Below are 25,237 nucleotides of genomic sequence, written 5' to 3'. Positions count from 1 at the left end.
AATTATGGAGGTTCTTGTTCTACACATTCTGAAACTGAACATTATTGCAGCAATAGTAATTTTACTGGTAAAAGTGCTTGCGACTCTGTTTAAAGGACGTGTATCAGCGAAATGGAAGTACTTTATCTGGCTGTTGATTACGATAAGCCTTTGTGTTCCGGTGCGCCTTCCGGCGAATCTGGCACTGGTGGATTTCAAAGTACTTAGAAGCAGTCAACAGAATACGCAAAGCCCGAAGATAACGGATTACGCAGTCAGACCAGAGGAAAGTCAGAAGATAACAGAAAACGTATCATCTGCGAGCAAAGACATGAAAAATCTGACAGAAATCCCGGAACAAAAGAGAACTGTCAGGTACGAATCAGATAAATGGCTGGGAATTGTGGCTTTGATTTTTGCTGCTGTCTGGCTGAGCGTAGCGGTACTTAAACTGACGGGAGAATTGCTGGCATATTATTTTTCTATAAGGAATCTGGAACGGATGAGTCTGCAGGTAAGTGATACGGTGAGTATTCAGATGTACCGTGCAGCGTGTCAAAAGAAGCACGTACGCAGAATACCGGAACTCAGGCAAAACGCAGGTCTTACCACACCGCTTCTTGCAGGACTTTTACATACAAAATTGTATCTACCAGCAACCGGGTATTCAGCAGAAGAAAGAAAACTTATCTTTTACCATGAACTTACACATTATTGCCATCGGGATCTCTGGTATAAGATGCTCCTCCGAATCTGTGCATCGATATACTGGTTCAATCCCTTTCTTCTTATCATGCTGAAAGAAGCGGATAAGGATATTGAGAATCTGTGTGATACAGCAGTTGTTCGCAGAGTTAATAAAAAGGAACATAAATTATATCGACAGCTGCTTCTCAGGACAGTAGCCATGGAAAATCAGATTCCATATGTGACAGCAAGTCTTAATGACAGCGAAATGGTGTTTAAAGATCGGATTCTGTATATGGTGAACATTCGGAAACTCCGCAAAGGAATTCTTCCGGGAATTCTTGTGACGCTGCTGCTTGCAGGCGGTAATCTGGTATTTAATGTCTCTGCCGGGACAGATACAGTTTCAGTAGAGACGGAGAAGTCTGGTATTGAAAAAAATGCAGATCCAGAGAAAAATAATGTACCGGATTATGCACCATTTTCTGAAATGGTAACTATGCAGAAAGCTGCTGAAACCCAGGACGAAGGAGGAGTGACAGAGAATACAGATACAGAGGATTCTGTAGACGAAGAGGAAAAAGCAGATGCGGAAACAAACGATGAACCTGCCATGGAAAACAGCGGACAGGTAAGTGAAACGACCGATGATGGAATTACCTCTGACAACAACGGGTCTGTTTCATCTTATGAAAATCTGCCAGCAGGCGTACCATATACCAGTGGATTCAGTACTACTTCCGGTGTAGCATCAATTGTAGCACCGGGTGGAGAAGATGAAGAATCCAGAGTTCTTTACGATAACGGAGATGGGACCTATTCTGATTATTATGGGAGCCGATACAGTTATCAGGGAGATGGAAACTGGGCAGATGCCAATGGAAATTCATATCGTACCTGGAATGACGAAGGTTATCATTTCGGAAACCAACTGGAACAGCATGAACTCCAGGGTAGTAACGGTACTGTTAATGTAATAGAAACAACAAACGGAGATTATTATTATTGTGACGCAGATGGGGTCGGATACACAGACAATGGTGACGGCACCTGGACGGATGAGAATGGGAACATCTATACAGAATAAACAAAGAAGCAGGACAATGGGGATGCTACCCAATGCCCTGCTCCTTTGTTTATTCAAGATGACCCTGAAATCTGTTGCTGTTGAGGAAAATTCAGGCTCATATGCCGCTGTATATCCAGGCAGCTTTTCGGTTTCACTGACGACTTTGCGTAGGCCACTTCCACGGCGTTCCATGTATTTTATGCGGTGGAACAGGTCAGCAATCACAGGGTTTTGTCGCATGGAACGGATACTGTAAATATCGTATTCCTTATCGTCCAGCGCATCATCAAAGATAGAGCTTTTTTCCAAGCCATTCCACTGGGTACAGAACATACGGGAGTTATAAACCGTGTGCTGATCGGTCATGAGCTTTCCGCATTGGTCAAGAACCCATTTTTGTTAGCCAGACCGAAGAAGATATAATCGGATGGCTCAAAGCGGAGGCCAGTCCGTTCCAGATAGGCTGCTTCAAGAAGTATAAAGCTGTAATCCTTTTTTACCGCGTCTGTTGTTAGGATTTACTGTTTTAAGGTTATGATTGTATGGAAGGTACCTGAATCGTTATCATAATACATTTGCAAATTTCCGTGGTACTGTTTTACAACTTTTTTAATGCTTTTGATTCCGAAACCATGTCTGCCATTGTCTGATTTATGGGACACAGGAACTCCTTCCTGATTATACACAGGGGTATTTTGACAGGAATTGATGAGTATGATTATGACAAAGGGTGAATTTTCTTTTTTTTGTACTGTAAGCTCTATAAAAGAATCCGGGATATTTTCTGCAGATTCCATTGCATTCTCCAATAAGTTACAGAATAGAGATGTCAAATCGTGCTGATATATATATTGTACAGTACCGCTTCTGATGTCGGTATGGAAATGAATATGTTTGTCATTGCATTGGCGCTGATAGCGGCAAAGAATGGCATTCAGCATTTCATTGTCGCAGATATTTGTGGTTTCTCTTAAGTCAGAAGATTCCATAAGTTGTTGTATATAGGCATTTATTTTATCAGAATCATGTTTTTCGTTCAGTAATTTGATCGATTGAAGATGTTTCTTTATATCATGGATTAAAATGCTTTGGTTTTCGTTTTGTGCAAGCATCATTTCATAGTATTCAACAGAATCGGATTCTTTCTGGAGCAACAACTGCAAATCGGCATACTCCTGTGATTTTTTTTGGTTATATTGGTTGATTCCAAATACAAGTAGGTTGACCATCAGCAGAAAAACTGCACAAATAGTCACTAGAAAATCAATAGGTGGAGCAAATGCGGATGTTTCACCAATAGAAAGAAGAGTAAATATAATAAAAATGGAGGAAACTGGAATTAACATCAAAAGAATTTCGGAGTGACCGTATTGTTCTTGATTTAATTTTTTTCCTTTGAACAGATGAATTAATAAATAGATGACTGCAAAAAAGAAAATCTTGCTAAAAACCGTATAAAAAACAAGTCCGGCATCTGTTTCTAAGAGAAAATGCGGAAAAAATCTTGATATAATCCCCAAAACTGCAATTTCAGATATACCCATAATTGCTGTAACTATAGCCGAATGGAAGAGTGCTAATAACAACTTGAGTTTAAACAACACATAAAGAAAAACAGTGTTAAACACAAAAAAGCTGACGACATTTAGTCCTGTTTGTTTGAGCAGGGAAAGAAGAAACAATATTGTATAAAGCGCACTCAATAATGCCAGCCTTATTTTACTGCCATAAGAGGAGGTAAAAAGGTTGGATGTGTATTGCCATAGTATAACTGCTTCTGTAAAAAAACTAAAAAGAAGTAAAACGATATGTTCCATTTATTTTTACCTCATACTTTCCAGATATAGTAGATAAGCATTTTTAAAGGAACTGTATTTTCTACGTGTCAGATAAGCTGTGATCTGTTGATTCGATAAATGTATGGCGGAATGATCAAAGTCCACAATATGTTCGAAATTAACAATAAAACTCCTATGTGTCTGGAAAAAACTGTTTTTGGGGAGTTGTTCCAGCCAATAAGCCATATTATGAATAGAATCAAAATCTTGCCGGGTAGTATGTACAATTACTTTTCGTCCCTGTGCTTCTATTGCAATAATCTGTGAAGCAGGAAATGAATATACTCCCTGCTTAGTTTCAACAGGAATTTTGGTAGTAATGGAATTGTAATATGCTAAGGCGTCTTTCATATTTCGGAAAAAACGCTGCTTGTCCAAAGGTTTGGAAAGATAGCGGAATACATGAAAACGCATTGCTTCATCCAAATATTCGGAATATGAGGTCACCACAAAAATAATGACATTTTTGTTTGCTTTTTTTAATTCATTTCCTACATAAATTCCATTCATACCGGGCATTTCAATATCCAGAAAAACAATATCTTTTTCACCTTTATCAGATAATAAAGCTTCACCGCTGGTAAATGAAACTATTTCGGGAGATTTTAAATGATTTGATTCAAAGTAGGATTCAATATATTTTTGTAATTGTTCAATGAATAGAGTATCGTCATCACAAATTAAAATACGCATTTTTGTACCTGCCCTTATTAAAGATGTATATGTACATCTTATCATATGAAATTTCCAAATGCAAAAAATGCGTATGAAAAGACAAATTTATTACCATTTTGCTTCAGAACATGTCTTGTTGTTTCGTTTTACAAGCAGTTCAATAAAGTCTCCGGCAAGTTCTATGTCAGATTGGTTACATAATCGCAATTTATCAATAATATCCTGTGGAATATTATAAGCGTGCATACTGCCGAGCAGGAGGTAGTCAGGTGTAACGTTGAGTAGATTACAAATTTGGATGAAGACATCCAGATTTGGTTTTTGTCTTCCATTTTCGATTGATGACATATGATTATTGGATATATTTAATCTTTCAGCAAGCTCTGTCTGTTTTATTCGCAGTTCTTTTCTGCGGATTTTGATTCGGTTTCCCATATCTTCATATTGAAATTCTATTTATTCCACCTTCTTTCATTAAAATTTTACCAATAGAACCTAATAAAAAGAAGAAAGTAATAAAGAACTATTTGCATCACATTTAGTGAAATTGCTTTACACATCAAAAATTCTGTATCACATTCTGTCTATATAAACTGTTTTTCGGTTGGAATATTACTGACAGCAGGATTACAAGTACCTTGCATCGTTAAGAAAATATGTAAATTAACCAAAAAAGCACGATAAATGTTGTTTGGTGCAGAAAGGGTTGAAAACTTGAAAAAAATGAAGATAATGAGAATTGTCATTGATTTCATAACTGAGAAGTAAATTTTACGAACGTAAACATGGGAAAGGAGATCAGTATTATATATAGTAATGGCGTGTACACTGGCAATTTGTGCCATTTAAGCGCTTACAATAAGATATTTTAATTTATTTGAGATAGAAGAAAGAGTATGAGATTATGAAAGAATATAGATATTTAATTGCTTCTATAATTTGTCTAGGTACGGTAAGTATGGTGGGATGCTCTAAAAATGTAAATAGTATAGAAGAAAAATCAGAAATGACCATGGATGACGAAACAAATATAGAAGAAAACAGTATAACGGAGCAAGGTGACATTCAAGAAACAATTACAGAAAATTTGACTGTAAATACAAAAATAGAGATCCCCGGAAAAAGTTTTGCAACATATAATACAGAATATAAAAATTTTGATAATGAAAAAATTGTTGAGTTTTTATGGCCGGAAAGTAGTGAAGAAGAAATTCAGATTAATGAATATGATGGAGGTGCCTCAGAAATAACTTTTCAGGATGAAACAGTAGCATTAGGAGCAGGTGTTATGAAATATGATAAAAATGATGAAATAAAATATTTATCAAGTCTTGCATCCTATGCGGAAGAAAATGCTCTTCTTGAAAAAAAGAATTTATCATTTATGAAAGAGGAAGAGGCTATAAGCAATATAGAAGCATTCTTGTCGAGTTTGGAACTGGGTACAAGTTTAGGTGAAAGAGAAACTTTCGCATTGTCAAAAGAAGATATGCTTAGCATACAGAATGCTATGAAAAGTGATGAAGACTATAAAAGCTTTTATGAGTCTGGCAAATTTCAAGAGCAGATATTTGATGCAGATGACGAAATGTATTATATAAAATATTCATTTAGTTTGGATGGGGTACCAGTTTTTGGAGAAGGCGATCCTACAGTTCAAATGTCAGGAGGAGTGGAGCAACCGTTACTTGCGGATCCTATGGGTGCTACATTTTTATTTTCAAATTTGGGAATCTGTGAGATAAGATTAACTGGAATGGTAAATCAATTGAATATAGAAGCTGAAAATCAAGAAATAATACGATTTGATGGAATAAAAAAAGCATTAGTAAAAAAATTTGGAGATGTTATTTTATCTGATACGTATAACCTATCCAATATGTGGTTGGAATATTTTCCTAAAAGAAAAGAGGATTCTTTTGATAAAGTGGAATTGATTCCAGTGTGGTGTTGTAAGTTTGATATAAATGGTGATATCAATGTTGATTATGCACTTCGGTTTAATGCAATTACGGGAGAAGAAATATCATGAAAAAAGTATTTGCTGTTGAAATGAAACGTGCAATAAATATAGGATGGATCATAAGTATTTTAGGCGTTTGTTTTTCTATATGTTTTGATTCCTGGAATGATCTGATGAGAGCTTTAACATCGCATACGGGAAGCATACACTATTTTTTTTGGAATTCATCATGGGGAGGAGTTTGTCGCACTTACTTTTTGCCAATATTTGCCGCTATTCCTTTTGCCACAAGTTTTTGTAAGGAATATAAAAATCATTCTCTTTCATTTATTGTTTCAAGAGAAGGAAAAAAAAGATATTGTACAGTGAAATATGTAATTAATGCATTATGTGGTGGTGTTACAGTGGCGATTGGTACTGGAGTTCTATTGCTAGCACTTTCTTTTGTTTTGCCTATGGCAGATTCTACCTTTCAAGATGCAGTTGTTTCGGATAGATTCCACGCATGGATTGCATTATATCATCCGTTCGAATATGGAATGTTAGAGGTATGGTCGGGATTCTTGAGAGGTATATTATGGTCCAGCATTGCATTATGTGTCTCGGCTTATATATCGGATCCTTTTGTAGTGCTTGTATCACCTTACTTTGTTAGTTTTTTTATTGTTCAGGCATATCGTATGGGTAATGTTGTTGATAGGTATCGTTTGGATAAACTGTTGACAGGGAATGTAATTATTCAATCAAGCGTACATACTGTTTTAATATGTTCAATAGTTGTATTATTAATAGTGATTTTATTTGGAATTCTATTCCGAAGAACAGTTTTAAGGAGGTTGGAAGATGGTGTATTTTATTAAAGCACTTCGCATTTCAATCTATAATTTAAAAAAAACCATATCATCAATACGGGTACTAACAGTTTTACTTATTGTAGCAGGATTTATATTACAAAATTTAGAGGCTGTTTTGAATTTTAGTAATCTTGTTGGGGTAAGAATAACTCCATATGCATTTCCTCATTTAACTAATGATTATATTTGTCAACTTGTAATAATGGCAGGGGTAATTTTCATTTTTTCTAATGCGCCTTATGAAGATGATGGATATTTTTATATGCTATCACGTTCAGGAAAATTGTCGTGGGCATTAGGACAAATATTTTATAGTATTAGTATTTCGTTAATTTATATTTTATTTTTGTTGTTGGTTTCTGTGCTCCCACTGGTTGGGAATATGGACATAGGATGTGAGTGGGGGAAAATATGGGGAACACTGGCAAAAACAGATGCAGGTATACAGGTAGGGCTTTTGTTTAATGTTTCAGAATATATGGTTAGTCATTATAGTGCATTATTTGCTTTGATGATAAGCGTTATATTAGAGTGGTGCTGTGCAAGCTGGTTGGGATTGTTGATCTATTTATTGAATAAATTGACAAGTAAGGCAATAGGGACTTGTACGGGTGCTTTGTGTGTATTATTTGATATTTGTATTTCAAATGACTGGATGGCTTGGGCAAATCGTTTTTCTCCGATTACACTAGCGCAAATAAATACATATTCGGGTATTAATTTAAAATATCATATTACATTGAAATATGGTATCTTATTTTTTATTATAGGAATCTTGGTTTTGAGCATTTTATGTGTTTTAGTAAATTATAAAGAAAATACCGAAATTGGGTTGCAAAAGTTGGAGGTAAAATGGAGAAAGAAGCAATGATATCAATAGAAAATCTTAATAAACAGTTTAAGAATCAGTTAGTACTAAACAATATTAATGTGAAATTTTCAAATGAGCATATCTATGGAATTATTGGAAGAAATGGTTCTGGAAAAACAGTTTTACTAAAATGTATTTGTGGATTTTTAAAACCAACAACAGGTGTAATTTCTGTGAATCATAAAATTGTAGGAAAAGATATTGATTTCCCAGAAAACTTAGGTTTTATTATTGAGACACCTGGATTTTTGTTGAATTATTCTGGATATAAAAATCTTAAATATTTGGCTTCAATACGAGAAAAAATAGACAGTAACGAAATTAAAGAGTCTATGTCATTGGTTGGTTTGGATTCCGCAGACAAAAAACATGTGGGTAAATATTCGATGGGAATGAGACAACGATTAGGTATAGCACAGGCAATTATGGAAAAACCTGATATTCTGGTTTTGGATGAGCCAATGAATGCATTAGATAAAAATGGAGTTGAGGAAATGAGACGATTATTCTTGAAAATGAAATCAGAAGGAAAATTAATTCTGTTGACGAGTCATAATCGTGAGGACATTGAAATATTATGTGATGAAGTTTATGAAATGGAAGAAGGTATACTTAACAAATTAAAAGAGAATACAGTAAATGAGTAATATAATAATCTATGTGGTCAGGCTTGGCTATCAAAAAGTAATAGATATTTCTGTTGACTCATAGTATTGAAAAATGAAGGTATCTTGGATGAATTTAACCGTATCGTATTTGAAAGTATCGTGGAAACTGCAAGCGCACACGCAGCTGCCACTGCGGCAACTTTCGGAGCTGTCCATCGTTTTCTTCTTCGCAGATTCGCCACTTTATTATCTGCCAGCTGCTTTGCCACCTCATTTTGAATCATATTATGGATAAAATCCGGTGTTTCGGGAATATCGTTTTTCATATCTTCTAATCTCATATTGACACCTCCTGTAATTCCTGCCTTAATTTTCCTCTTGCCCTTGCAAGTCTATTTTGAACGGCATCTTCCGATATTTCAAGGATCTGGGCGATTTCTCTTACACTGAAATCTTCTATATAGTATAGAATAACAGATAAACGCAGTTCCTCTTTTGGAATTTATGGCTGTATACAATTCACTGTGATTCTTTGTTTTTTTCGATTCCTGTCTGTCAACCAGATTTTCCAATGGGATAAATTTACTGGATTTACGCACAAGGCTGTAACATTCGTTGATTAAGATACGGATTAACCAGGTCCGGGCATAGTTATCGTTTTTTAACAAAATGTAACAAGAATTCTCCTACCTCTTCAGGTAGTGAGATGAATTGTAGATCTGAGCATAAATGCTCATAAATACCCATAACTACTCAAAAAGATTTTGCAAAAAGAGAACACTTGTTCTGGTGATTGGTTTGTATTATAATAGAAGAAGAACATATTGTTCAAAAAAACGATAATTGAATTCATTTACTTATACGTAGGAATAAGGTGAGGAAAATAAATCGGGCAGTAAAAATACGAATCTATCCCAATGCAGAACAACGTGTGCAAATAGAAAAAACAATCGGCTGCAGCCGGTTTATCTATAACTGTATGCTTGCGGATAAAATAGAACATTATAAAAAAGAAAAGAAGATGTTAAGGAACACACCAGCCAGTTACAAGAAAGAATATCCCTGGCTGAAAGAGGTGGATTCATTGGCGTTAGCAAATGTCCAGATGCATCTGGAAAGTGCATTCCATAAGTTTTTTCGTGAACCATCTGCAGGATTTCCGCGTTTCAAATCAAAGAAGTCATCAAGAAAATCTTATACAACAAACGTAGTGAATGGAAATATCTTTCTGAAAGGAAAATATTTGAAACTGCCTAAGATGTCGGCTGTCAGAATGAAGCTTCACCGTCCGATATCAGAAAAATGGAAATTGAAATCTGTGACAGTCAGCAGGGAGCCATCCGGAAATTATTTTGCCAGTCTTTTATTTTGCTGTGAAAACCAAACAGCAGAAAAAAGACCGGCAGAAAAATTTATCGGGATTGATTTTGCCATGCATGGGATGTGTGTGTTTTCTACCGGGGAAAGCGCCAAATACCCAATGTTCTATCGGAACACAGAGAAAAAGCTTGCACAGGAACAGCGGAAACTGTCCAGATGTCAGAAAGGCAGTCAGAATTATAAAAAACAGAAGAAACGAGTTGCACTGTGCCATGAAAAGGCCCGAAATCAGAGAAAAGACTTTCAGCATAAACTCAGTACCAGTCTTGCTGAGAGCTACGATGCAGTATGCGTGGAGGATCTGGATCTGAAGGGGATGGCAGGAGGACTTCATCTTGGAAAAGGCATATATGATAATGGATATGGCCGTTTTCTGTCTATGCTGGAATATAAACTGGAGGAAAGAGGAAAATATCTGATCAAAGTAGACCGTTATTTTGCATCCAGTAAGATTTGCAGTGCATGTGGAAAGAAAAAAGCAGAATTGTCTTTATCTGAAAGGATTTATTACTGTGAATGCGGAAACAGAATGGACCGTGATGTAAATGCAGCAGTTAACATCATGAATGAGGGAAAAAGAATCTTTGGAGAATGTGCATGACAGCACAATAAAAAAGTCCGTAACCGGACTTATAAAAATCGCGGGGCACGCGAGGATAGCTTGTAGATACTTGGTTCAGTAGAGCCATTGAGCAAGAAGCCTCCACTTCAAAATCAGAGATTTAAGTGGTGGGAGCATGTCACTGTACCGACGTTGGAAAAAGCCTTCACAATTGTATATGGGTAAGAAGTAAGACAGGTGTATAATGTCAACAGAGGGGAAAGATTTATTTCCTCTATTATAAAAAAATAAAGTTTATTTGGGGATATTTTGAAAAGCTGTACGTCTAATCTATGTAAATGAAAATTGCCGGCCGGCTAAAGAAGGTGGTGTTAAAGTGACCAAAGAAGAATTAGGGGCGTTGATTCTCAATTCAGAGAGACAATTGTATTCTACTGCCAAAACAATTTTAATTAACGATCAAGATTGTGCGGATGCTATTCAGGAAACGATTGTTAAGGCATTTTCAAAGATTGGAACTTTGAGGAATGACAAATATGCCAAGACTTGGTTGATTCGTATATTGATCAATGAGTGTTATACTCTTTTGAGAAAGTCGAGTAAACTTGTTTCTTTGGAAGGGATGAGTGAAATGACAGAAATTGAGACAGATCAGAAAACTGACTACAGTGACTTGTACAGAGCCGTAAATTCTTTGAAAGAAGAATTACGAATGCCAGTTATTCTGTACTATATTGAGGATTTCAACATAAAAGAGATTGCGCAGATTCTTGAGATAACCGAGGGAGCAGTTCAAAAAAGACTTGCCAGAGCACGGGGAAAGCTTAAGCGTAATTTACAGGAAAGTGAGGAGTTGACAGTATGAGGTTAGAGGATATGAAAAAAAATATTCCTGAAACTCCGGAGTTCATCCACACGATGATCCAAAGCGAAGTGAAAAAACAGCTTCAGGACACGAAGGTGGTTAATATTCAGACAAGGAGAGTGAAAAAATGGACAGGTGCCAGAGTGGCTGCAGCAATAGCCGTATGTGTATTGGTTACATCGACCATAGTCTATGCAGGTACCAAATTATATCATATGTTTTTAGAAAAACAAGGAGCCTACAGTATTGTAACGGGAATTAAGGCGGATGGCAGCACAGGGAAAATTAATCTTCCTGAAAAAATTCATGATATAGATATCTCCGCAGGATATATTCCAGAAGGTATGGAATGGATTGATGAATTCCATCTGGAATATCCTGAGCATGATCGAACCGGAGGATTCAGCTTTGCATCTGTGCTTTTAGACGAGGATGATTTGAGCAAAGTAATGCAAGATAAGAATGTTGTTGACTGTGAGGAACGAACTTTTGGCAATTATGAAGGTGTATATCTTAAATATAATGACCTGGCAGAGGATGGATCTTTTAATCAAAGGATTTACCTTCTTCGTCCAGATGTATATCGTGTAATTACTGTTTATATCGGTGATGATGTTTCAAAAGAGGATGCCATTAAAGTGGTAGAAAACCTTGTGATCACTGAAAATGATACAATGATTGAAACCGCTGGTTTGTATACGTGGAGCGAAATGGTATCCCCTGAAGAATCATCGGGAGAAGCAGTGATGACTTCCATTGCAGATAATAAATTGCTAATGCATCAGATTGGTGAAGTGTTTGATATATCAGCATCTGGTGAAGACAGAGATGGCAACTATATTGAAAATGATAAAATTTCAGTTTGTGTTGATGCTGTTCAGGTGGAGGACAACCTGCAGCTGCTTGGTCAGAATAATGTGCCGGAAGAATGGACTGATGCAGTTGGAACTGATGGAAATTTAGTAAATAATACGCTGTCTTATATTAAGTCCGGTAATGGCATTGATTCAGTGGATGAGATTGTAAAAACAGAAAGTGTGAAACAAAAGCTCGTCTATGCGACAGTTACTTATACCAATAAGTCAGATGAAGAAATTAACCATATGCTTTATATTGGTACATTGCTGTTGATGGACCATGAAGATGGAGCATATCAAATTTACGATCCGACAGAACAGTCCGGAGATGACTACAATCGTGTTATATGGGATGGTGTTGCACGTACAGCTGAAATGACATACAACAGTATATCAGAGGATTATGGAAATGGAGGAAACTATATTTCTTCATTAAAACCTGGTGAGAGTATACAGGTGAATATGGCATGGATCGTAAATGAGAATGACTTGAATAATATGTATCTGAATCTTAACGGTGATGGAGCTGCATATGAGTTTTCAGATTCAATGTTAAAAACAGGATTGGTGGACATATATCAGTAATGAAAATCTTATTATAGAGAAGAGGCTGTCCGTAGTGGGCAGCTTCTTTTAGGATATATTCAATCACCCAGCTATATTTTGCAATTCCTCTTTTCCACAGAAAATGTCTTGCGTATTCATATAATTAGCTTAAATAATTCGCATTTTCTTTCTTGTAATCATTCAGCTGGCCATATATAATAAATGCCAAATTGATTTGCTGGAGGAAACTATAATGCTCGAATATATCTCTTCTCCAGAAGCGGCGAAAAAGTGGGGGTATCTCTGAGTGGCAAGTACAGAAGTTGTGCGAAGAAAACCGCATATCTGGCGCAGCAAGACTCAGCCGTATGTGGCTGATACCAAAGGATGCAGAAAAGCACGTTGATGGGCAACTGAAAATTAGCAAATCTACGGATATGTAACATTTCACGGACATTTGCCTGTTATACTGTAGATGCAAAGGAAGTGAGGATATGAAGCAAATTTTGATTGTTGAGGATGACAGCTTTTTGAATAAGATGCTGTCCTATAATCTGACAGCAGACGGTTACGGCGTGACTTCTGCCCTGAATTTCAGAACCGCTGCTGAAGCTATTCGTCAGCGGGAATTTGATTTGATACTGCTGGATGTCAATCTCCCCGATGGCAGCGGCTTTGAACTGTGCAAACTCGTAAAGCCTAACTGCCCGGATGCAATTGTGATTTTTTTGACTGCCAACGATCAAGAGAGCGACCAAATACGAGGATATGAAGTTGGTGCAGTAGATTATATTACAAAACCTTTTTTGGTAGGAACCTTGCAGAGGAAAATCAAAGCGATGTTTTCGTTGTTGGAACATCATAAGTCTGCAAAGGAAGTTTACGACGATGGGCGGCTATTCTTGGATTTCTCAGAGCATTCCGCTTCACTAAACGGCATCTCACTAACCCTGTCAGCAATGGAATTTAAGATGCTGAATCTGTTTCGCAGAAACCCAAAACAGGTATTGACGCGCAGACAGTTATTAGAAAAACTATGGGATATTGACGAGCGTTTTGTAGACGAACACACGCTGACAACTTCTGTGAGCAGAATCCGCAGCAAGATAGAATCCGATGGCGGTGCGCCCTACATCAAGACAATCTATGGTTTGGGGTATCAATGGACAGGAGGCGAAGCAAAGTGAAGCTGCAAGGTCTTTCAGTAAAGCGGTTATTTTTTTATGTGATAATAGGACTTATCCTCTCCATGACCGTGGCCGCTGCCATTTTATATTTTATAACAGAGCAAGCTGCGGTGTTAGTTGTCGGTGCTGTGCTGATTTTGTGCGCCCTTGCGTGGCTTCTTGCTTTGACACAAATATTGGGAAAGAAACTCGCTCTCTTTACCTCCGATCTGTGCGGGACCTTAGATCATATGATTGCCGGAAATAAAGGCATCTCTCTTTCCGAGGACAGTGAGACACAGCTTGCCAGAATTGGTCACAGGCTGGCAAGACTATATCAGATCATGCAGGAGGATCGTCGTCGGGTGGAAGAAGATCGGCAGGAATTGCAGTCACTTGTATCGGATATTTCCCATCAGGTGAAAACCCCCGTAAGCAATCTGAAAATAGCAACAGATACACTGTTGGAAAAGCCTATGGCTGAGGCAGAGCGCACGGACTTTATTCGTGGAATCCGTACACAGACAGATAAGCTGGATTTTCTTTTTCAGGCACTTGTGAAAACCTCCCGGTTGGAAACAGGCGTAATCCAGTTGGAGAAGAAAGTAAGCAACCTATATGACACAGTGGCGCAGGCCATGAGTGGAATCGTATATGCCGCAGAGAAAAAAGAGATTTCTGTGTCCGTAAACTGTCCGGAAGAATTGATGCTTTCCCATGACAACAAGTGGACGGTCGAAGCACTCTTTAATCTTTTGGATAACGCGGTGAAATACACATCGGTTGGCGGAAAAATCTCCGTATCAGTCGTACAATGGGAAATGTATGTGGAGATTAAAGTGGCTGATAATGGTAAAGGAATTTCTGAAAGCAATCAGGCAGCTATTTTTCGGCGCTTTTACCGCGAGGAAGAGGTACATATCAAGCCCGGCGTCGGCATAGGATTGTACCTTACCCGCGAGATCATAACGAGACAGGGTGGTTATATTAAGGTGGTTTCTGTGCCGGGAAATGGATCTGAGTTTTCCATCATGCTTCCCGCAAAATAGTATGTATGTGGTGGGTAGTCGCTTTTGGCTGCCTGCCATTTTTTGAAATGTCCGAGTGCTGTAACATTCCATCCTGATTTGCAGTGATACAAATTGACCGTTGTAACATTTCACGGACATTTAGGTTTTACAATATCCCCATTAAAAGGCGGGTAGCCTTGAAAGGAGTTTCTATATGAGCGTTTTACAGACAATTGACCTGAAAAAGTATTACGGCACAGAGCCAAACATTACCCGTGCTCTTGATGGCGTGAATTTTTCTGTAGGCGATGGCGAATTTGTTGCGGTGGTTGGAACCTCCGGCAGCGGCAAGTCCACGTTGCTTCACATGATGGGTGGACTGGATACGCCCACCAGTGGAACCGTGATCGTCCGCGGTGAGGAACTGGCAAAGAAGAATGACGAACAGCTCACTATTTTCCGTCGCCGCAACATCGGCTTTATCTTCCAGAACTATAACCTTGTTCCTATTCTGAATGTGTATGAGAACATCGTCCTGCCGGTGGAACTGGACGGGGACACGGTGGATCAGAAGTTTTTGGACGAGATCGTTCACCTGCTGGGACTGGAAGATAAGCTGAAAAATATGCCAAACAATCTTTCCGGCGGACAGCAGCAGCGTGTGGCGATTGCCCGCGCTCTGATTACCAAACCGGCTATCGTGCTGGCCGACGAGCCGACCGGCAACCTTGACAGTAAAACCAGCGCCGAGGTGCTGGGGCTTATCAAGCGCACCAGTGCGGAGTTCCGGCAAACTGTTGTGATGATTACCCACAACAACGACATTGCCCGCCTTGCAGATCGGATTGTCCGCATTGAGGACGGAAAGATTGTGGAGTAAGGAGGTGACAGGCTATGACATGGCCTTTTGAAAATGATACCAGTGCCATTACAAAGAAGCTGGCCAAACGGAGCAGGAAAGCAGATAAGCGAAGCAAAGCCTTTTTGCTCCTTACGATTGCGCTTTCTGTCTGCATGATTTTTTCAATCATTTTAATATCCGCAGGTGAGCAGGAAGAATTTAAGAATACACAGCGCACTAAAGCGCAGATCGCAATTCTGGGAATAACCGACGACCAGCTATCCAGTTTGCGTCAAAGTAAAGACGTTCAATGGATTGGCGAGTATGCTGCAATCGGACTATCCTATTCAGGCAATAAGACAATTACGGTCGCTTATGGGAGCGAAGATTATTTTACGCATCAGGAGGAAATGTCTTTACAAGGCAGCCTCCCACAAAAGGCAAATGAAATCATGCTCCCGCAAAATTATATTGACTTTTTGGGAGAATCATATCGTCCCGGCGACACCATTACTTTTGATGTGACCGGTACGGGGGATAAAGCAGAATATACACTTTCAGGCATTTTGAACGAGGATCGCAAGAGCGATGGGTATTTTGTCTATCTGAGCAAAGATCTCGCCATGAGCCTGATGGATCACCTTCAAGTAACAGCATATACCCGTCTGAATACAGATGCAATCCGGTCTGATGCCATCCTTGACTTTACGGATAAAATCATTGAAAACACTGGCATTGTAGAAGATCAGATATATCTTACGGAGTATTCTGCCGTTATGACGGGGGTTATTCAGTCCGGTATCCAACTCCCTATCCCTATGCTGGCTGCATTGACTACTGTGCTGGCTGCAACGATTATATATGGTGTCTTTTACACAAAGATTGCGAAAAATATGCAGATGTTCGGCCAACTGCGGACAATTGGAATGACAAAAAAGCAAATAAAACGAATGGCAAGAAAAGAAGGACTCCTGTATGCTTTTACTAGTATTCCTCTTGGACTAATTGCTGGCTTGCTGATTGGGTTCGCTGCGTATCCGAAGGGATTTCAAATCAAAACGGCGACGGTCTATGCGGTACTGATTGCTATAGTGGGCATTGTAATGGTGAATATTGCAATTTTCAAGCCAGTTCGAGTCGCAATGAACACTTCTCCCGTTGAGGGTGCAAAATACCTTGCCTATTCCGGGAAAGCAAAGGTCAGTTCAAAGCTGCATCGCAAGCTGTCACCTAACAATCTTGCAAAAATCAATATTCAACGGAATCGGCAAAAAGCTATTTTGACGTTAGTAATGCTGGGTGTGAGCGGTGCGCTTTTGCTGGGTGCATCTACAGTTGCAGGTTCTATCGATCCAGAAAAACAGGCAGCTTTCAAATACTATCCTGCTGGCAGTATTCTTTTGCAGGTGAAGAATCACGTTGGAAGTTCGTTTGATAAAGAATCTGAGCCGTACGGAAGTTCAAAACTGCAACTGGAAGAAAACCCGCTTGAAAGTCAAACACTGCGGCACAACTTAGAAAATACTGCCGGAATAGAAAGCGTAACTGCATTTAACAGCGTCCAGATGTCTATTACCTTTCCCGGCGGAAGTGGTTCCCTTACCAGTATTATGAACGATTTCCCGACCTTAAATCGTGAACAACTGGCTGAAAAGCAAGCAGTTCTATCATCTGGAACAGCAGATTACGATGTTATGACTGAAAAATATGGAATACTGGCATCCGAAAAGATTGCGAATGTTGGCGACACTTTGCAATTGGAAGGGCGTTCTCCGGATGGCAGCACATTTAATGTTGACGCAGTTGTTGTAGGCACCTACAACCAAACCGATTTGATGGAACGTAGTCCGATTGTTCCAGGCAGTCCGTATTTTATGATGACGTACGATATGGTAAAGAATCTGACAGGTATAACGGAACAGACTGGTATCTTGGCACTTAAAGTCACGCCCGGTCATTTTGACGAAGTCCTGAACGTTGTTCAGGAAATTGCAGAGCAAAATGGAAAAATATCGGTCAATACGATTGAGCAGACGATTAAAAACATTCAGTATCGATACAGTTCATCGATAAAGGCACTATACATGGCAACAGCGATCCTGTTTACATTTGGCGGTATCAGCCTTATGAATATGTTGATGGTTGATTTTCAGAATAGAAAACGGGAATTTGGTCTGCTGGAAGCTGTCGGAGCAACACAAAAGCAGCTAAAAGCTATGTTGAGCCAAGAAATTGGTATCTACCTCAGTGGATCACTGACAGTGTCACTTGCATTGGGTACGATTATCAGTATCATAGCTTGCCAGCGTTTGGAGGCAGTAAATCATTGTATCTCACTAAAACTACCGTGGCTGTTCATCATAGCACTTATTGCTGCAATGGTAGTTATCTATATGATTTTCACGGCATACGCAAAAGCTGAATTAAGGAAAACCGGGATTTTATCTGCCATTCACGAAGAATAAACACAAATGATAATAAATCAGCGGAACACTCGATAAATGCTGTTCTGCTGATTTTTCATTTTTGCCAGAAAGAACTTCAGGGAGGAAAACGCGGCGGCAACGAGAACGGCGGCAAAAGAGATCGTGTCACCTAAAGAAAGCTATGTAGATGAACATTGAAAATACACCCCACACAACGACCGTTCAGACGGAGCAGAACGCCCCGGCGCTGGTACGGAAGATTGGAAAGACAACCTACAAAGGTGCGCGTACATTTCAGCACCACCAGCACTGAAACCATGAGCGACAAAATCAAACGGATGCTGAAAAACGAGGTGCGGCAGATGCGAGCTTTTTGTAAATTTGAAAGTTAGGAAAATCTTAATAATTTCGCATGCAATCCATTGTGAATTTAGATGCTGTATTTGTTATACTTAATCGAGTACAAGCAAAAAGGAGAGTTGAAAATATGTCTGAAAAGATACTAATTATAGATGACGAGCAAGATATAGCGAATCTGTTGGAGGTCTACTTGAAAAACGAAAATTACATCGTTTATAAATTTTACTGCGCAACGGATGCCATGTCGTGTATTGAAAGCGGCGACATTGATCTTGCCATTCTGGATATTATGCTCCCGGATATGAACGGCTTTTCACTTTGCCAGCTTATCCGAAAGAAATACACTTATCCAATCATAATGCTAACAGCTAAAATTGAGGAAACGGATAAAATAACGGGGCTGACATTGGGAGCGGACGATTATGTGACAAAACCTTTTCGCCCACTTGAAGTAGTTGCCAGAGTGAAAGCACAGTTAAGACGTTACAAGAAATATTCGCCCGGTATCATCACAGAAAAAGTTCCATCGGAACTTTCCTATAACAAATTGTGCCTGAATGTGCAGACCCATGAATGTCTGTTAGACGGTGAGCCGGTTTCTCTGACACCGACAGAATTTTCTATCCTCCAGGTTCTTTTGGAAAGTGCTGGGAATGTTGTAAGTATTGAGGAACTGTTTCATGCAGTTTGGAAAGATGAATACTACTCTAAAAACAGCAGCACAATTACTGTGCATATCCGGCATCTGCGTGAGAAACTGAAAGATACTTCCGATACTCCGCAGTATATTAAAACGATTTGGGGTGTTGGTTACAAAATTTAAGCGAAAGGAGTACGCTATGAAAAGAAAATCAAATTGCTTCATAACCATTTTATTCTTAATTTATCTGGTACTTCTGGTTTGGATCATACTGTTCAAACTACAGTTTTCAATCAGTGATCTGGATAAAGTAAGAAGTATAAACCTTATTCCTTTTCACTATGACAAAGAAGTTGGCGCAGCATTTCACTTAACAGAGGTATTCGAAAATTTCTTGATTTTTGTTCCTATGGGCATTTATCTTCAAATGCTTCTGCCAAGAACAAAATTATATGTGAAGTTCATGCTGATTGCTGGAACAAGTTTTTTATTGGAAACTATGCAGTATATCTTAGTAGTCGGGCGTTCTGATATTACTGATGTACTCACAAATACGGCAGGTGGTCTTTTGGGGCTTGCTGTATATTCGATGGCAGCCCGGTTAATCGGAAATAGAATAAAAGCAAACAGACTGTTTTCCATTCTGGCAGGCATAGTAAGTGTTGTCGTGATTGGCCTACTTGGCTTTCTTCTGTTTGCTAATCGGTAGGAGGTGTATTCTCATGTCGAAGAAAGAAATGACAACAGAAAAGCACCTTAAAGTGCGCTTATACCTATCATTGTTGGTTTATACCGTTGTTGGATATGGTTTGACCCTTATCTTGGACTACATCTTTTCAAAATTTGAAAACGATATTTTTGCATGGCTCTACTGGAGGCTCGATCTGCTTTTTATTTTGTATCTGATGATCGGCTTTGTATGTATTTTCAATTACTATTGGAAAAAGCCGTGGGGCTATCTGGATGAAGTAATTGATGCGACCCAAACGGTCTATGAGCAGAACAATCATACCGTATCATTGTCTGACCCACTGAAAGAATTGGAGGCACAACTCAATCAAATCAAAATGTCTGTTCTGTTGAGCAAACGGGCTGCAAAGCAGGCAGAAGAAAAGAAAAATGAAATTGTTATGTATCTGGCACATGATATACGCACCCCTCTCACAACGGTAATCGGCTATTTGAGCCTGCTCCATGAAGCCCCTGACATGCCTGAACAGCAAAAGGAAAAGTATGTAAAAGTTGCGTTGAATAAGGCAGAACGCCTTGAAAAGCTCATCAATGAACTTTTTGAAATTACCAAGTACAATGCACATGCGGTCATTATCAAAAAAGAAAATGTAGATTTACATTGTTTGATTGCGCAGGTAATAGATGAAATATACCCGACACTCTCTGCAAATGGCAACACGGCGGTATTTACTGCGGAGGACAACTTATCTGTGAATGCTGATCCCGAAAAGCTGGCGCGAGTTTTCAGTAACCTTTTACGAAATGCTGCGTCATACAGTTACCCGCAGACAGAAATCACTATATACGCCAAACGGTTAGAGCATGATATTCAAATCACTTTTGAAAATCGTGGAAAAACAATTCCACAGGAACAGCTTAACAGTATATTTGAAAAATTCAATCGCTTGGATGATGCCCGGCTTTCTAACACAGGTGGTGCAGGACTTGGTCTTTCTATTGCGGAAGAAATTATACATTTACATGGTGGAAAGATTATTGCATCCAGTCAAAACGAAACCATAGACTTTGTGATTACATTACCCCTTTCCGCTTAGGACAATAAGAATGTGATCTTAGGAATACCTTAGGAATTTAAGCGTGTAATTTTTGAGATTGAAAAGCCTTTGTTCGGTACAATGATTATCGAACAAAGGCTTTTTATTGTTCAGCCGAAGCAAAAGAAAGGAGTGTAAGCATGGAACTGAAAATAGAGCATTTAAGCAAGCAGTTCAAAGACAAAACAGCAGTAAATGATGTCAATCTGACATTGACTCCCGGCATTTGGGGACTTTTGGGAGCGAATGGTGCAGGGAAAACCACGCTCATGCGCATGATTGCTGATATTATGACACCAACCAACGGAGCGGTTTACTATGACGGAAAAGACATTCGAGAGTTAGGTGAAGTCTACCGAAGCAAGTTTGGCTTTCTGCCGCAGGATTTTGGGTATCACCGGGATTTTACGGTCAAAGATTATTTGGAGTATATGGCTGCGCTGAAAGGTATTCCTACAAGGGCAACTACCAAAAAGATCAATCATTTGTTGGACTTTCTTTCCCTCTCCGATGTGAAAAAGAAAAAAATCTCCAATCTGTCAGGCGGCATGAAGCGTCGTGTTGGTATTGCGCAGGCTATGTTGAACGACCCGGAGATACTTGTCATGGACGAACCGACAGCAGGACTTGACCCCGGAGAGCGCGTGCGTCTGCGGAATTTCATTTCCGAGTTTTCGCATGATCGAATCGTGTTAATTTCCACCCATATCGTATCTGACATAGAATATATTTCTACGCGCAACGCAATTATGAAAGCCGGAGAAATTGTTGATGTCGGAACTACCGCAGAACTGGTCAAGCGGATTGAGGGCAAGGTTTGGAATTGCATAATTCCGACCTCAAAGCTGCCGGAATGCGAAATGCGACTGCGCATTATCAATCAGCGAGGCGAAGATCACAATCAGGTTTCTATTCGTTATCTGTCCGAACATTCGGAAATTGATGGGTCTGTTACAACGGAGCCGCGATTGGAAGATCTGTATCTGTGGTTGTTACCGCAGACAGACTTGGAAAAGGAGGACAGATAATATGCGACTCTTTAGACTTGAACTAAAACGTATTTTGAAGTCACGGCGCACCCTGATTTTACTTGCAATCGCACTTTTGCTTTCCGTAGCCATGGCATACCTGCCTATTTCATTTGAGGGTATTAACCGTCCAAACGAAGATGGCACGGTTACAGAATTAGATGGCTTGGCAGCTATCAAGTACAAACAAGATTTATATAAAACATCCGCTGGTAAAGTGACCCCGGATAGGATCAAATCGGCTTTGGAAACTTATCAAAGCTGCGTTCGAGAATATGGGCCGGTCGAGGAAGATGGCTTTCCTCTGGCTGTATATATTGAAAAAATCGTCCCGTTCCGTCACTTGCTGATGGGTCTGTCCGAAGCGTTTGCTGATCCATTAACAGGCATTGGTGCTGATTTAATGGATATTGACCCGAATGACATTGACGGAGCCTATTATGAAAAGTGCGCAGAACATTTACAGGATGTCATGCGGAATGAGCAAAGAGAAAACGAAACCGCACAACAGAAAGCTCTTGAAAAATATTCAGAACTTGATACGCCATTTTATCTTCATTCTGGAATTTCTAAAGATGCATTTGATTATATTGAGTTTTATATTTTGTTCCTTGCTATTTTGTGTGTGGCAATCGCAGCTCCTACTTTTGCCGGAGAATATCAAACGGGCGGTGACAGCATCCTGCGAACCACCAAATACGGGCATAAACAATTAGCAATTACCAAAATTCTGGCGGCATTTACACTTTTCGTTGTTACTTTCCTTGTCGGGATCACGGTACACATTCTGATTTTAGATGCAGCGTTCGGGACGGATTGCTTAAAAACATCGTTTCAGATGAGATACTCTATCATTAATCTGCCAAACATCAATCTGGGGCAGTTGCAGATAATTCTCGCAGCAGCGGGCTTACTTTCTGTATTAGCAACGGTTAGTTGCACGTTGTTCCTGTCTGCAAAATGTAAAGACACATTGACAGTTTTGCTGATCTCTATTGTAGTTCTTCTCATGCCGCTTTTTGCTTATGTGGCGATGGGAGCAACATGGCTCTCTACCATACTTCCATCTGCCGGAATTGGTATGCAGAACAATTTCCTTTCTCAGCTTGCAGATTTCAATTATCTGAATATCGGTGGAATGAGTTTCTGGACACCGCAAATTATTTTGCTTTCGGCAGGAATTGAATTATTTGTGTTTACATTCTTGGCGATTCATTCCTATTGCAGACATCAGGTAGCATAAAAGAAGTTCAAAATAGAATGAATTGATTATCTGCCGCATGACGGCAAAAGAAAAAGCAGACACTTTGAAACGACGGCTTTGATTTTCAGAGCCAGCGTTTCTTTGTGGCAACACAAACCTATGATGAATTTTCCGGAAATATTGTAGCTAATAGCATTGTTTATGCGTTGGAAATATCTGAAAAATTGATGAAAGTAGAAATATAATATTAAAATAAAAAATAATATAAAAAATTGTTTTACTATAGAGAAATATATAGTATAATACAACCATAAGAAGTGATAAAAAAATAACAAGTTGACCTAGCCAAACATAATAAGTTTTACTGTTGTGTTTGGCTTTTTTTATTTGATAGCCAGAGCGGGAAGTGAGGTGTCTGCAATGATAATCTGTGTTATCTTTGATTTGGGAATGGCAGTGATTATGTTTTTATTCGGAATCTGCTTTGTAAAATCAAATGGAAAGGCCGTTGCATTTTTGTCTGGCTATAATATGAAATCTAAGGAAGAACGAAAACAGTATGATGAAAAAGAAATGTGCAGAGTATATGGAAATCGGATGATGTGGATGGCACTGCCATTTGTAGCCGGGGCAGCCATAGATTTTTTATATAGTGGAGTCGGGTGTCTGGCAGCATGCGTAATATGGACAGTTCAATTTGTTTTATTGATGAAAGAACGTAAGAAACGAGAAAAAATAGAAAAGAACATTTAGGCAAGGGATATGAAAAAAGAATATAGAATATTTATTTCTATTTTGGCTTTGATATTCAGCATAGGGGCGACTTGCATAGGCTTTGGACTGATTGGGAGCTCTTCTCTGAAATTTGGAATGAAATATGTGTGTGCTTTCGTTTTTCTGATGCAAACAGTAGCTACATGCAGGGTTGTTATAGAATTGCTCAAAAAGTAAGCTTATTAGATGGATTTGAGTAAGTACCAGTATCTGACATATGGGAGGAAGGCACTGTTATGGATGGTATAAGCAGCAGGAAATTAACATGGGGAATTTGCATCGCTGGCATTGCGATTGTAATAATAAGCTTCTTTTTCTTACCGGAGATTATTCCCGTTCACTTTGCTGGGAATGGAGTCGCAGATGACTTTGGTAATAAGATAGAAATTTTTTTAATGCCGATACTCCTTCTGGCTGTTACAATCTTGAGTGGTATAAAAAGTGTAAAGTATGTTCTGATGCATTCGAAGACCTGGCTAACGGATGGTCAATATAACCTGATGATTGATTGTGTTTTAGGAATTATTTTGATTGCAGAAATTTTTATGATTTATGCTTCGTTTATCTAAATGACTACTTGAGTATAGCGAAAACAAGGACTAAAAAGGAAACGCGCAAAATGTCGTAAAAAACAGTAGAACCTGTGTAAAAAGATGAAAAAGGAGCATTGTTACTGTAAATATCAGCCTTTGTGGTCAGAATACTTTAAAGGCTGATCTATAAATAAAGAAGCAAATATATGGCAGTTTCTGGTTCATTGGACAGGCTGTTTTATATCAAAGTGTGAAGAGGAGCTGGTTCATGATGAAAAAAGTAATTCCAATTATTTTATTTACGGTATCAGCAATATTGCTTTCTGCATGTGGCAGAAAAGAAGAACTGTACGAGATTCCTGACCTGTCACAGTACAAGACAGATTATGTAGGAGATTCTTCGAATGTTATAAATATTGTAAGTGTGCAAGAGTATCCGGAAGGATATTCTTATGATAGCATACAGATACAGTCTGAAACGAAGCCTTATGGATTAACAGTATTTCTAAAAGTTGAGCCGTCTGCAGTTAAGATTGAAGATGAATTGCAAGTTAATGCGGATATGACATTTGATTTGATTGGTAATTTGGAAACGCTTGATTATAAAATAGCGGATAGTAAGGAAATCATTGCATCGTATGAACGGTAGATCATTCAGTGGTTAATATTTAGTCTGCTATTATATAGTAAGAAAAATAGGAAAGCGAAACATAT

25 protein-coding genes and 2 pseudogenes are annotated in these 25,237 nt (G+C 38.8%); 21 read left to right on the top strand and 6 right to left on the bottom strand.

The window, feature by feature from the left end; translation table 11 throughout:
- The first annotated feature begins 4 nt into the window (after positions 1-4).
- Positions 5-1,753, top strand: coding sequence for a M56 family metallopeptidase (locus HFM85_RS14750; protein WP_173738960.1), 1,749 nt, complete (start codon positions 5-7; stop codon positions 1,751-1,753).
- A gap of 54 nt (positions 1,754-1,807) precedes the next feature.
- Here HFM85_RS14750 and HFM85_RS16750 read toward each other — a convergent pair.
- The 4 genes and pseudogenes from HFM85_RS16750 to HFM85_RS14730 all read right to left on the bottom strand — a co-directional run.
- Positions 1,808-2,250, bottom strand: a pseudogene (locus tag HFM85_RS16750) (ATP-binding protein); the annotation flags it as partial.
- Positions 2,251-2,253: 3 nt separating this feature from the next.
- On the bottom strand, positions 2,254-3,552 hold the full coding sequence (locus tag HFM85_RS14740) for a sensor histidine kinase (protein WP_173738959.1): 1,299 nt from the start codon (positions 3,550-3,552) through the stop codon (positions 2,254-2,256).
- A gap of 6 nt (positions 3,553-3,558) precedes the next feature.
- Positions 3,559-4,266 carry a LytR/AlgR family response regulator transcription factor gene (locus HFM85_RS14735; protein WP_173738958.1) on the bottom strand — a complete coding sequence of 236 codons (708 nt, stop codon included), beginning with the start codon at positions 4,264-4,266 and terminating at the stop codon, positions 3,559-3,561.
- A gap of 90 nt (positions 4,267-4,356) precedes the next feature.
- Entirely contained in the window at positions 4,357-4,683 is a 327-nt protein-coding gene (locus tag HFM85_RS14730; protein WP_173738957.1) for a helix-turn-helix domain-containing protein, read from the bottom strand.
- A 469-nt stretch (positions 4,684-5,152) separates the two neighbouring features.
- Here HFM85_RS14730 and HFM85_RS14725 point away from each other — a divergent pair, with 469 nt between their 5' ends.
- Genes HFM85_RS14725 through HFM85_RS14710 form a run of 4 tightly spaced genes read left to right on the top strand, consistent with a single transcriptional unit; the run spans position 5,153 to position 8,583 of the window.
- On the top strand, positions 5,153-6,280 hold the full coding sequence (locus tag HFM85_RS14725) for a hypothetical protein (RefSeq protein ID WP_173738956.1): 1,128 nt from the start codon (positions 5,153-5,155) through the stop codon (positions 6,278-6,280).
- Positions 6,277-7,071 carry a hypothetical protein gene (locus HFM85_RS14720; protein WP_118626499.1) on the top strand — a complete coding sequence of 265 codons (795 nt, stop codon included), beginning with the start codon at positions 6,277-6,279 and terminating at the stop codon, positions 7,069-7,071. The genes HFM85_RS14725 and HFM85_RS14720 overlap by 4 nt, the downstream gene beginning before the upstream one ends.
- Positions 7,055-7,936, top strand: coding sequence for a hypothetical protein (locus tag HFM85_RS14715; protein ID WP_144093008.1), 882 nt, complete (start codon positions 7,055-7,057; stop codon positions 7,934-7,936). Before HFM85_RS14720 ends, HFM85_RS14715 begins: the two co-directional genes overlap by 17 nt.
- A complete protein-coding gene (locus HFM85_RS14710; protein WP_173738955.1) occupies positions 7,918-8,583 on the top strand; it encodes an ATP-binding cassette domain-containing protein in 666 nt (221 codons plus the stop codon). The genes HFM85_RS14715 and HFM85_RS14710 overlap by 19 nt, the downstream gene beginning before the upstream one ends.
- A 17-nt stretch (positions 8,584-8,600) precedes the next feature.
- Here HFM85_RS14710 and HFM85_RS14705 read toward each other — a convergent pair whose 3' ends face one another.
- On the bottom strand, positions 8,601-8,885 hold the full coding sequence (locus tag HFM85_RS14705; RefSeq protein WP_173738954.1) for a hypothetical protein: 285 nt from the start codon (positions 8,883-8,885) through the stop codon (positions 8,601-8,603).
- Positions 8,882-9,004 carry an RNA polymerase sigma factor gene (locus tag HFM85_RS16745; RefSeq protein WP_334297461.1) on the bottom strand — a complete coding sequence of 41 codons (123 nt, stop codon included), beginning with the start codon at positions 9,002-9,004 and terminating at the stop codon, positions 8,882-8,884. Before HFM85_RS16745 ends, HFM85_RS14705 begins: the two co-directional genes overlap by 4 nt.
- A gap of 414 nt (positions 9,005-9,418) precedes the next feature.
- Here HFM85_RS16745 and HFM85_RS14695 point away from each other — a divergent pair, with 414 nt between their 5' ends.
- From HFM85_RS14695 to HFM85_RS14620, 16 genes and pseudogenes are all read left to right on the top strand, one after another.
- The gene (locus tag HFM85_RS14695; RefSeq protein ID WP_173738953.1) at positions 9,419-10,525 is read left to right on the top strand and encodes an RNA-guided endonuclease TnpB family protein; all 1,107 of its coding nucleotides are present in this window, start codon (positions 9,419-9,421) and stop codon (positions 10,523-10,525) included.
- A gap of 337 nt (positions 10,526-10,862) precedes the next feature.
- Positions 10,863-11,351, top strand: coding sequence for a sigma-70 family RNA polymerase sigma factor (locus HFM85_RS14690; RefSeq protein ID WP_118626493.1), 489 nt, complete (start codon positions 10,863-10,865; stop codon positions 11,349-11,351).
- 11 nt (positions 11,352-11,362) lie between these two features.
- Complete coding sequence (locus tag HFM85_RS14685; RefSeq protein WP_243251682.1) at positions 11,363-12,793, top strand: hypothetical protein; 1,431 nt, start codon at positions 11,363-11,365, stop codon at positions 12,791-12,793.
- Between the two features lie 455 nt (positions 12,794-13,248).
- Complete coding sequence (locus tag HFM85_RS14680) at positions 13,249-13,941, top strand: response regulator transcription factor (RefSeq protein WP_118624598.1); 693 nt, start codon at positions 13,249-13,251, stop codon at positions 13,939-13,941.
- Complete coding sequence (locus HFM85_RS14675; RefSeq protein WP_118624600.1) at positions 13,938-14,969, top strand: sensor histidine kinase; 1,032 nt, start codon at positions 13,938-13,940, stop codon at positions 14,967-14,969. Before HFM85_RS14680 ends, HFM85_RS14675 begins: the two co-directional genes overlap by 4 nt.
- A gap of 175 nt (positions 14,970-15,144) precedes the next feature.
- Positions 15,145-15,810: an ABC transporter ATP-binding protein gene (locus tag HFM85_RS14670; RefSeq protein WP_118624602.1), complete on the top strand. Its 666-nt coding sequence runs from the start codon at positions 15,145-15,147 to the stop codon at positions 15,808-15,810.
- Positions 15,811-15,824: 14 nt separating this feature from the next.
- A complete protein-coding gene (locus HFM85_RS14665) occupies positions 15,825-18,236 on the top strand; it encodes an ABC transporter permease (RefSeq protein WP_173738952.1) in 2,412 nt (803 codons plus the stop codon).
- A 148-nt stretch (positions 18,237-18,384) separates the two neighbouring features.
- A pseudogene (locus tag HFM85_RS14660) lies at positions 18,385-18,589 on the top strand (transposon-encoded TnpW family protein).
- Positions 18,590-18,684: 95 nt separating this feature from the next.
- Positions 18,685-19,380, top strand: a complete 696-nt coding sequence (locus tag HFM85_RS14655; RefSeq protein ID WP_118624606.1) for a response regulator transcription factor — start codon at positions 18,685-18,687, stop codon at positions 19,378-19,380.
- A gap of 16 nt (positions 19,381-19,396) precedes the next feature.
- Positions 19,397-19,906 carry a VanZ family protein gene (locus tag HFM85_RS14650; protein WP_118624608.1) on the top strand — a complete coding sequence of 170 codons (510 nt, stop codon included), beginning with the start codon at positions 19,397-19,399 and terminating at the stop codon, positions 19,904-19,906.
- A 13-nt stretch (positions 19,907-19,919) separates the two neighbouring features.
- Entirely contained in the window at positions 19,920-20,984 is a 1,065-nt protein-coding gene (locus tag HFM85_RS14645; RefSeq protein ID WP_173738951.1) for a sensor histidine kinase, read from the top strand.
- 140 nt (positions 20,985-21,124) lie between these two features.
- Positions 21,125-22,012 carry an ABC transporter ATP-binding protein gene (locus HFM85_RS14640; protein ID WP_173738950.1) on the top strand — a complete coding sequence of 296 codons (888 nt, stop codon included), beginning with the start codon at positions 21,125-21,127 and terminating at the stop codon, positions 22,010-22,012.
- Between the two features lies 1 nt (position 22,013).
- Positions 22,014-23,255 (top strand): ABC transporter permease subunit, encoded by a 1,242-nt coding sequence (locus tag HFM85_RS14635; protein ID WP_173738949.1) that lies wholly within the window; start codon positions 22,014-22,016, stop codon positions 23,253-23,255.
- A 381-nt stretch (positions 23,256-23,636) separates the two neighbouring features.
- The gene (locus tag HFM85_RS14630; RefSeq protein ID WP_179976621.1) at positions 23,637-23,969 is read left to right on the top strand and encodes a DUF3784 domain-containing protein; all 333 of its coding nucleotides are present in this window, start codon (positions 23,637-23,639) and stop codon (positions 23,967-23,969) included.
- Positions 23,970-24,226: 257 nt separating this feature from the next.
- Positions 24,227-24,559 (top strand): DUF1648 domain-containing protein, encoded by a 333-nt coding sequence (locus tag HFM85_RS14625; RefSeq protein ID WP_173738948.1) that lies wholly within the window; start codon positions 24,227-24,229, stop codon positions 24,557-24,559.
- A 232-nt stretch (positions 24,560-24,791) separates the two neighbouring features.
- Positions 24,792-25,172: a DUF4825 domain-containing protein gene (locus HFM85_RS14620; protein ID WP_173738947.1), complete on the top strand. Its 381-nt coding sequence runs from the start codon at positions 24,792-24,794 to the stop codon at positions 25,170-25,172.
- Positions 25,173-25,237 lie beyond the last annotated feature (65 nt).

It is taken from the genome of Blautia schinkii (assembly GCF_013304825.1).
Classification (GTDB): Bacteria; Bacillota; Clostridia; order Lachnospirales; family Lachnospiraceae; genus Blautia_A; species Blautia_A schinkii_B.
Note: the sequence above shows the minus strand (reverse complement) of the source record. Positions and strands in the feature narration are given on the sequence as shown.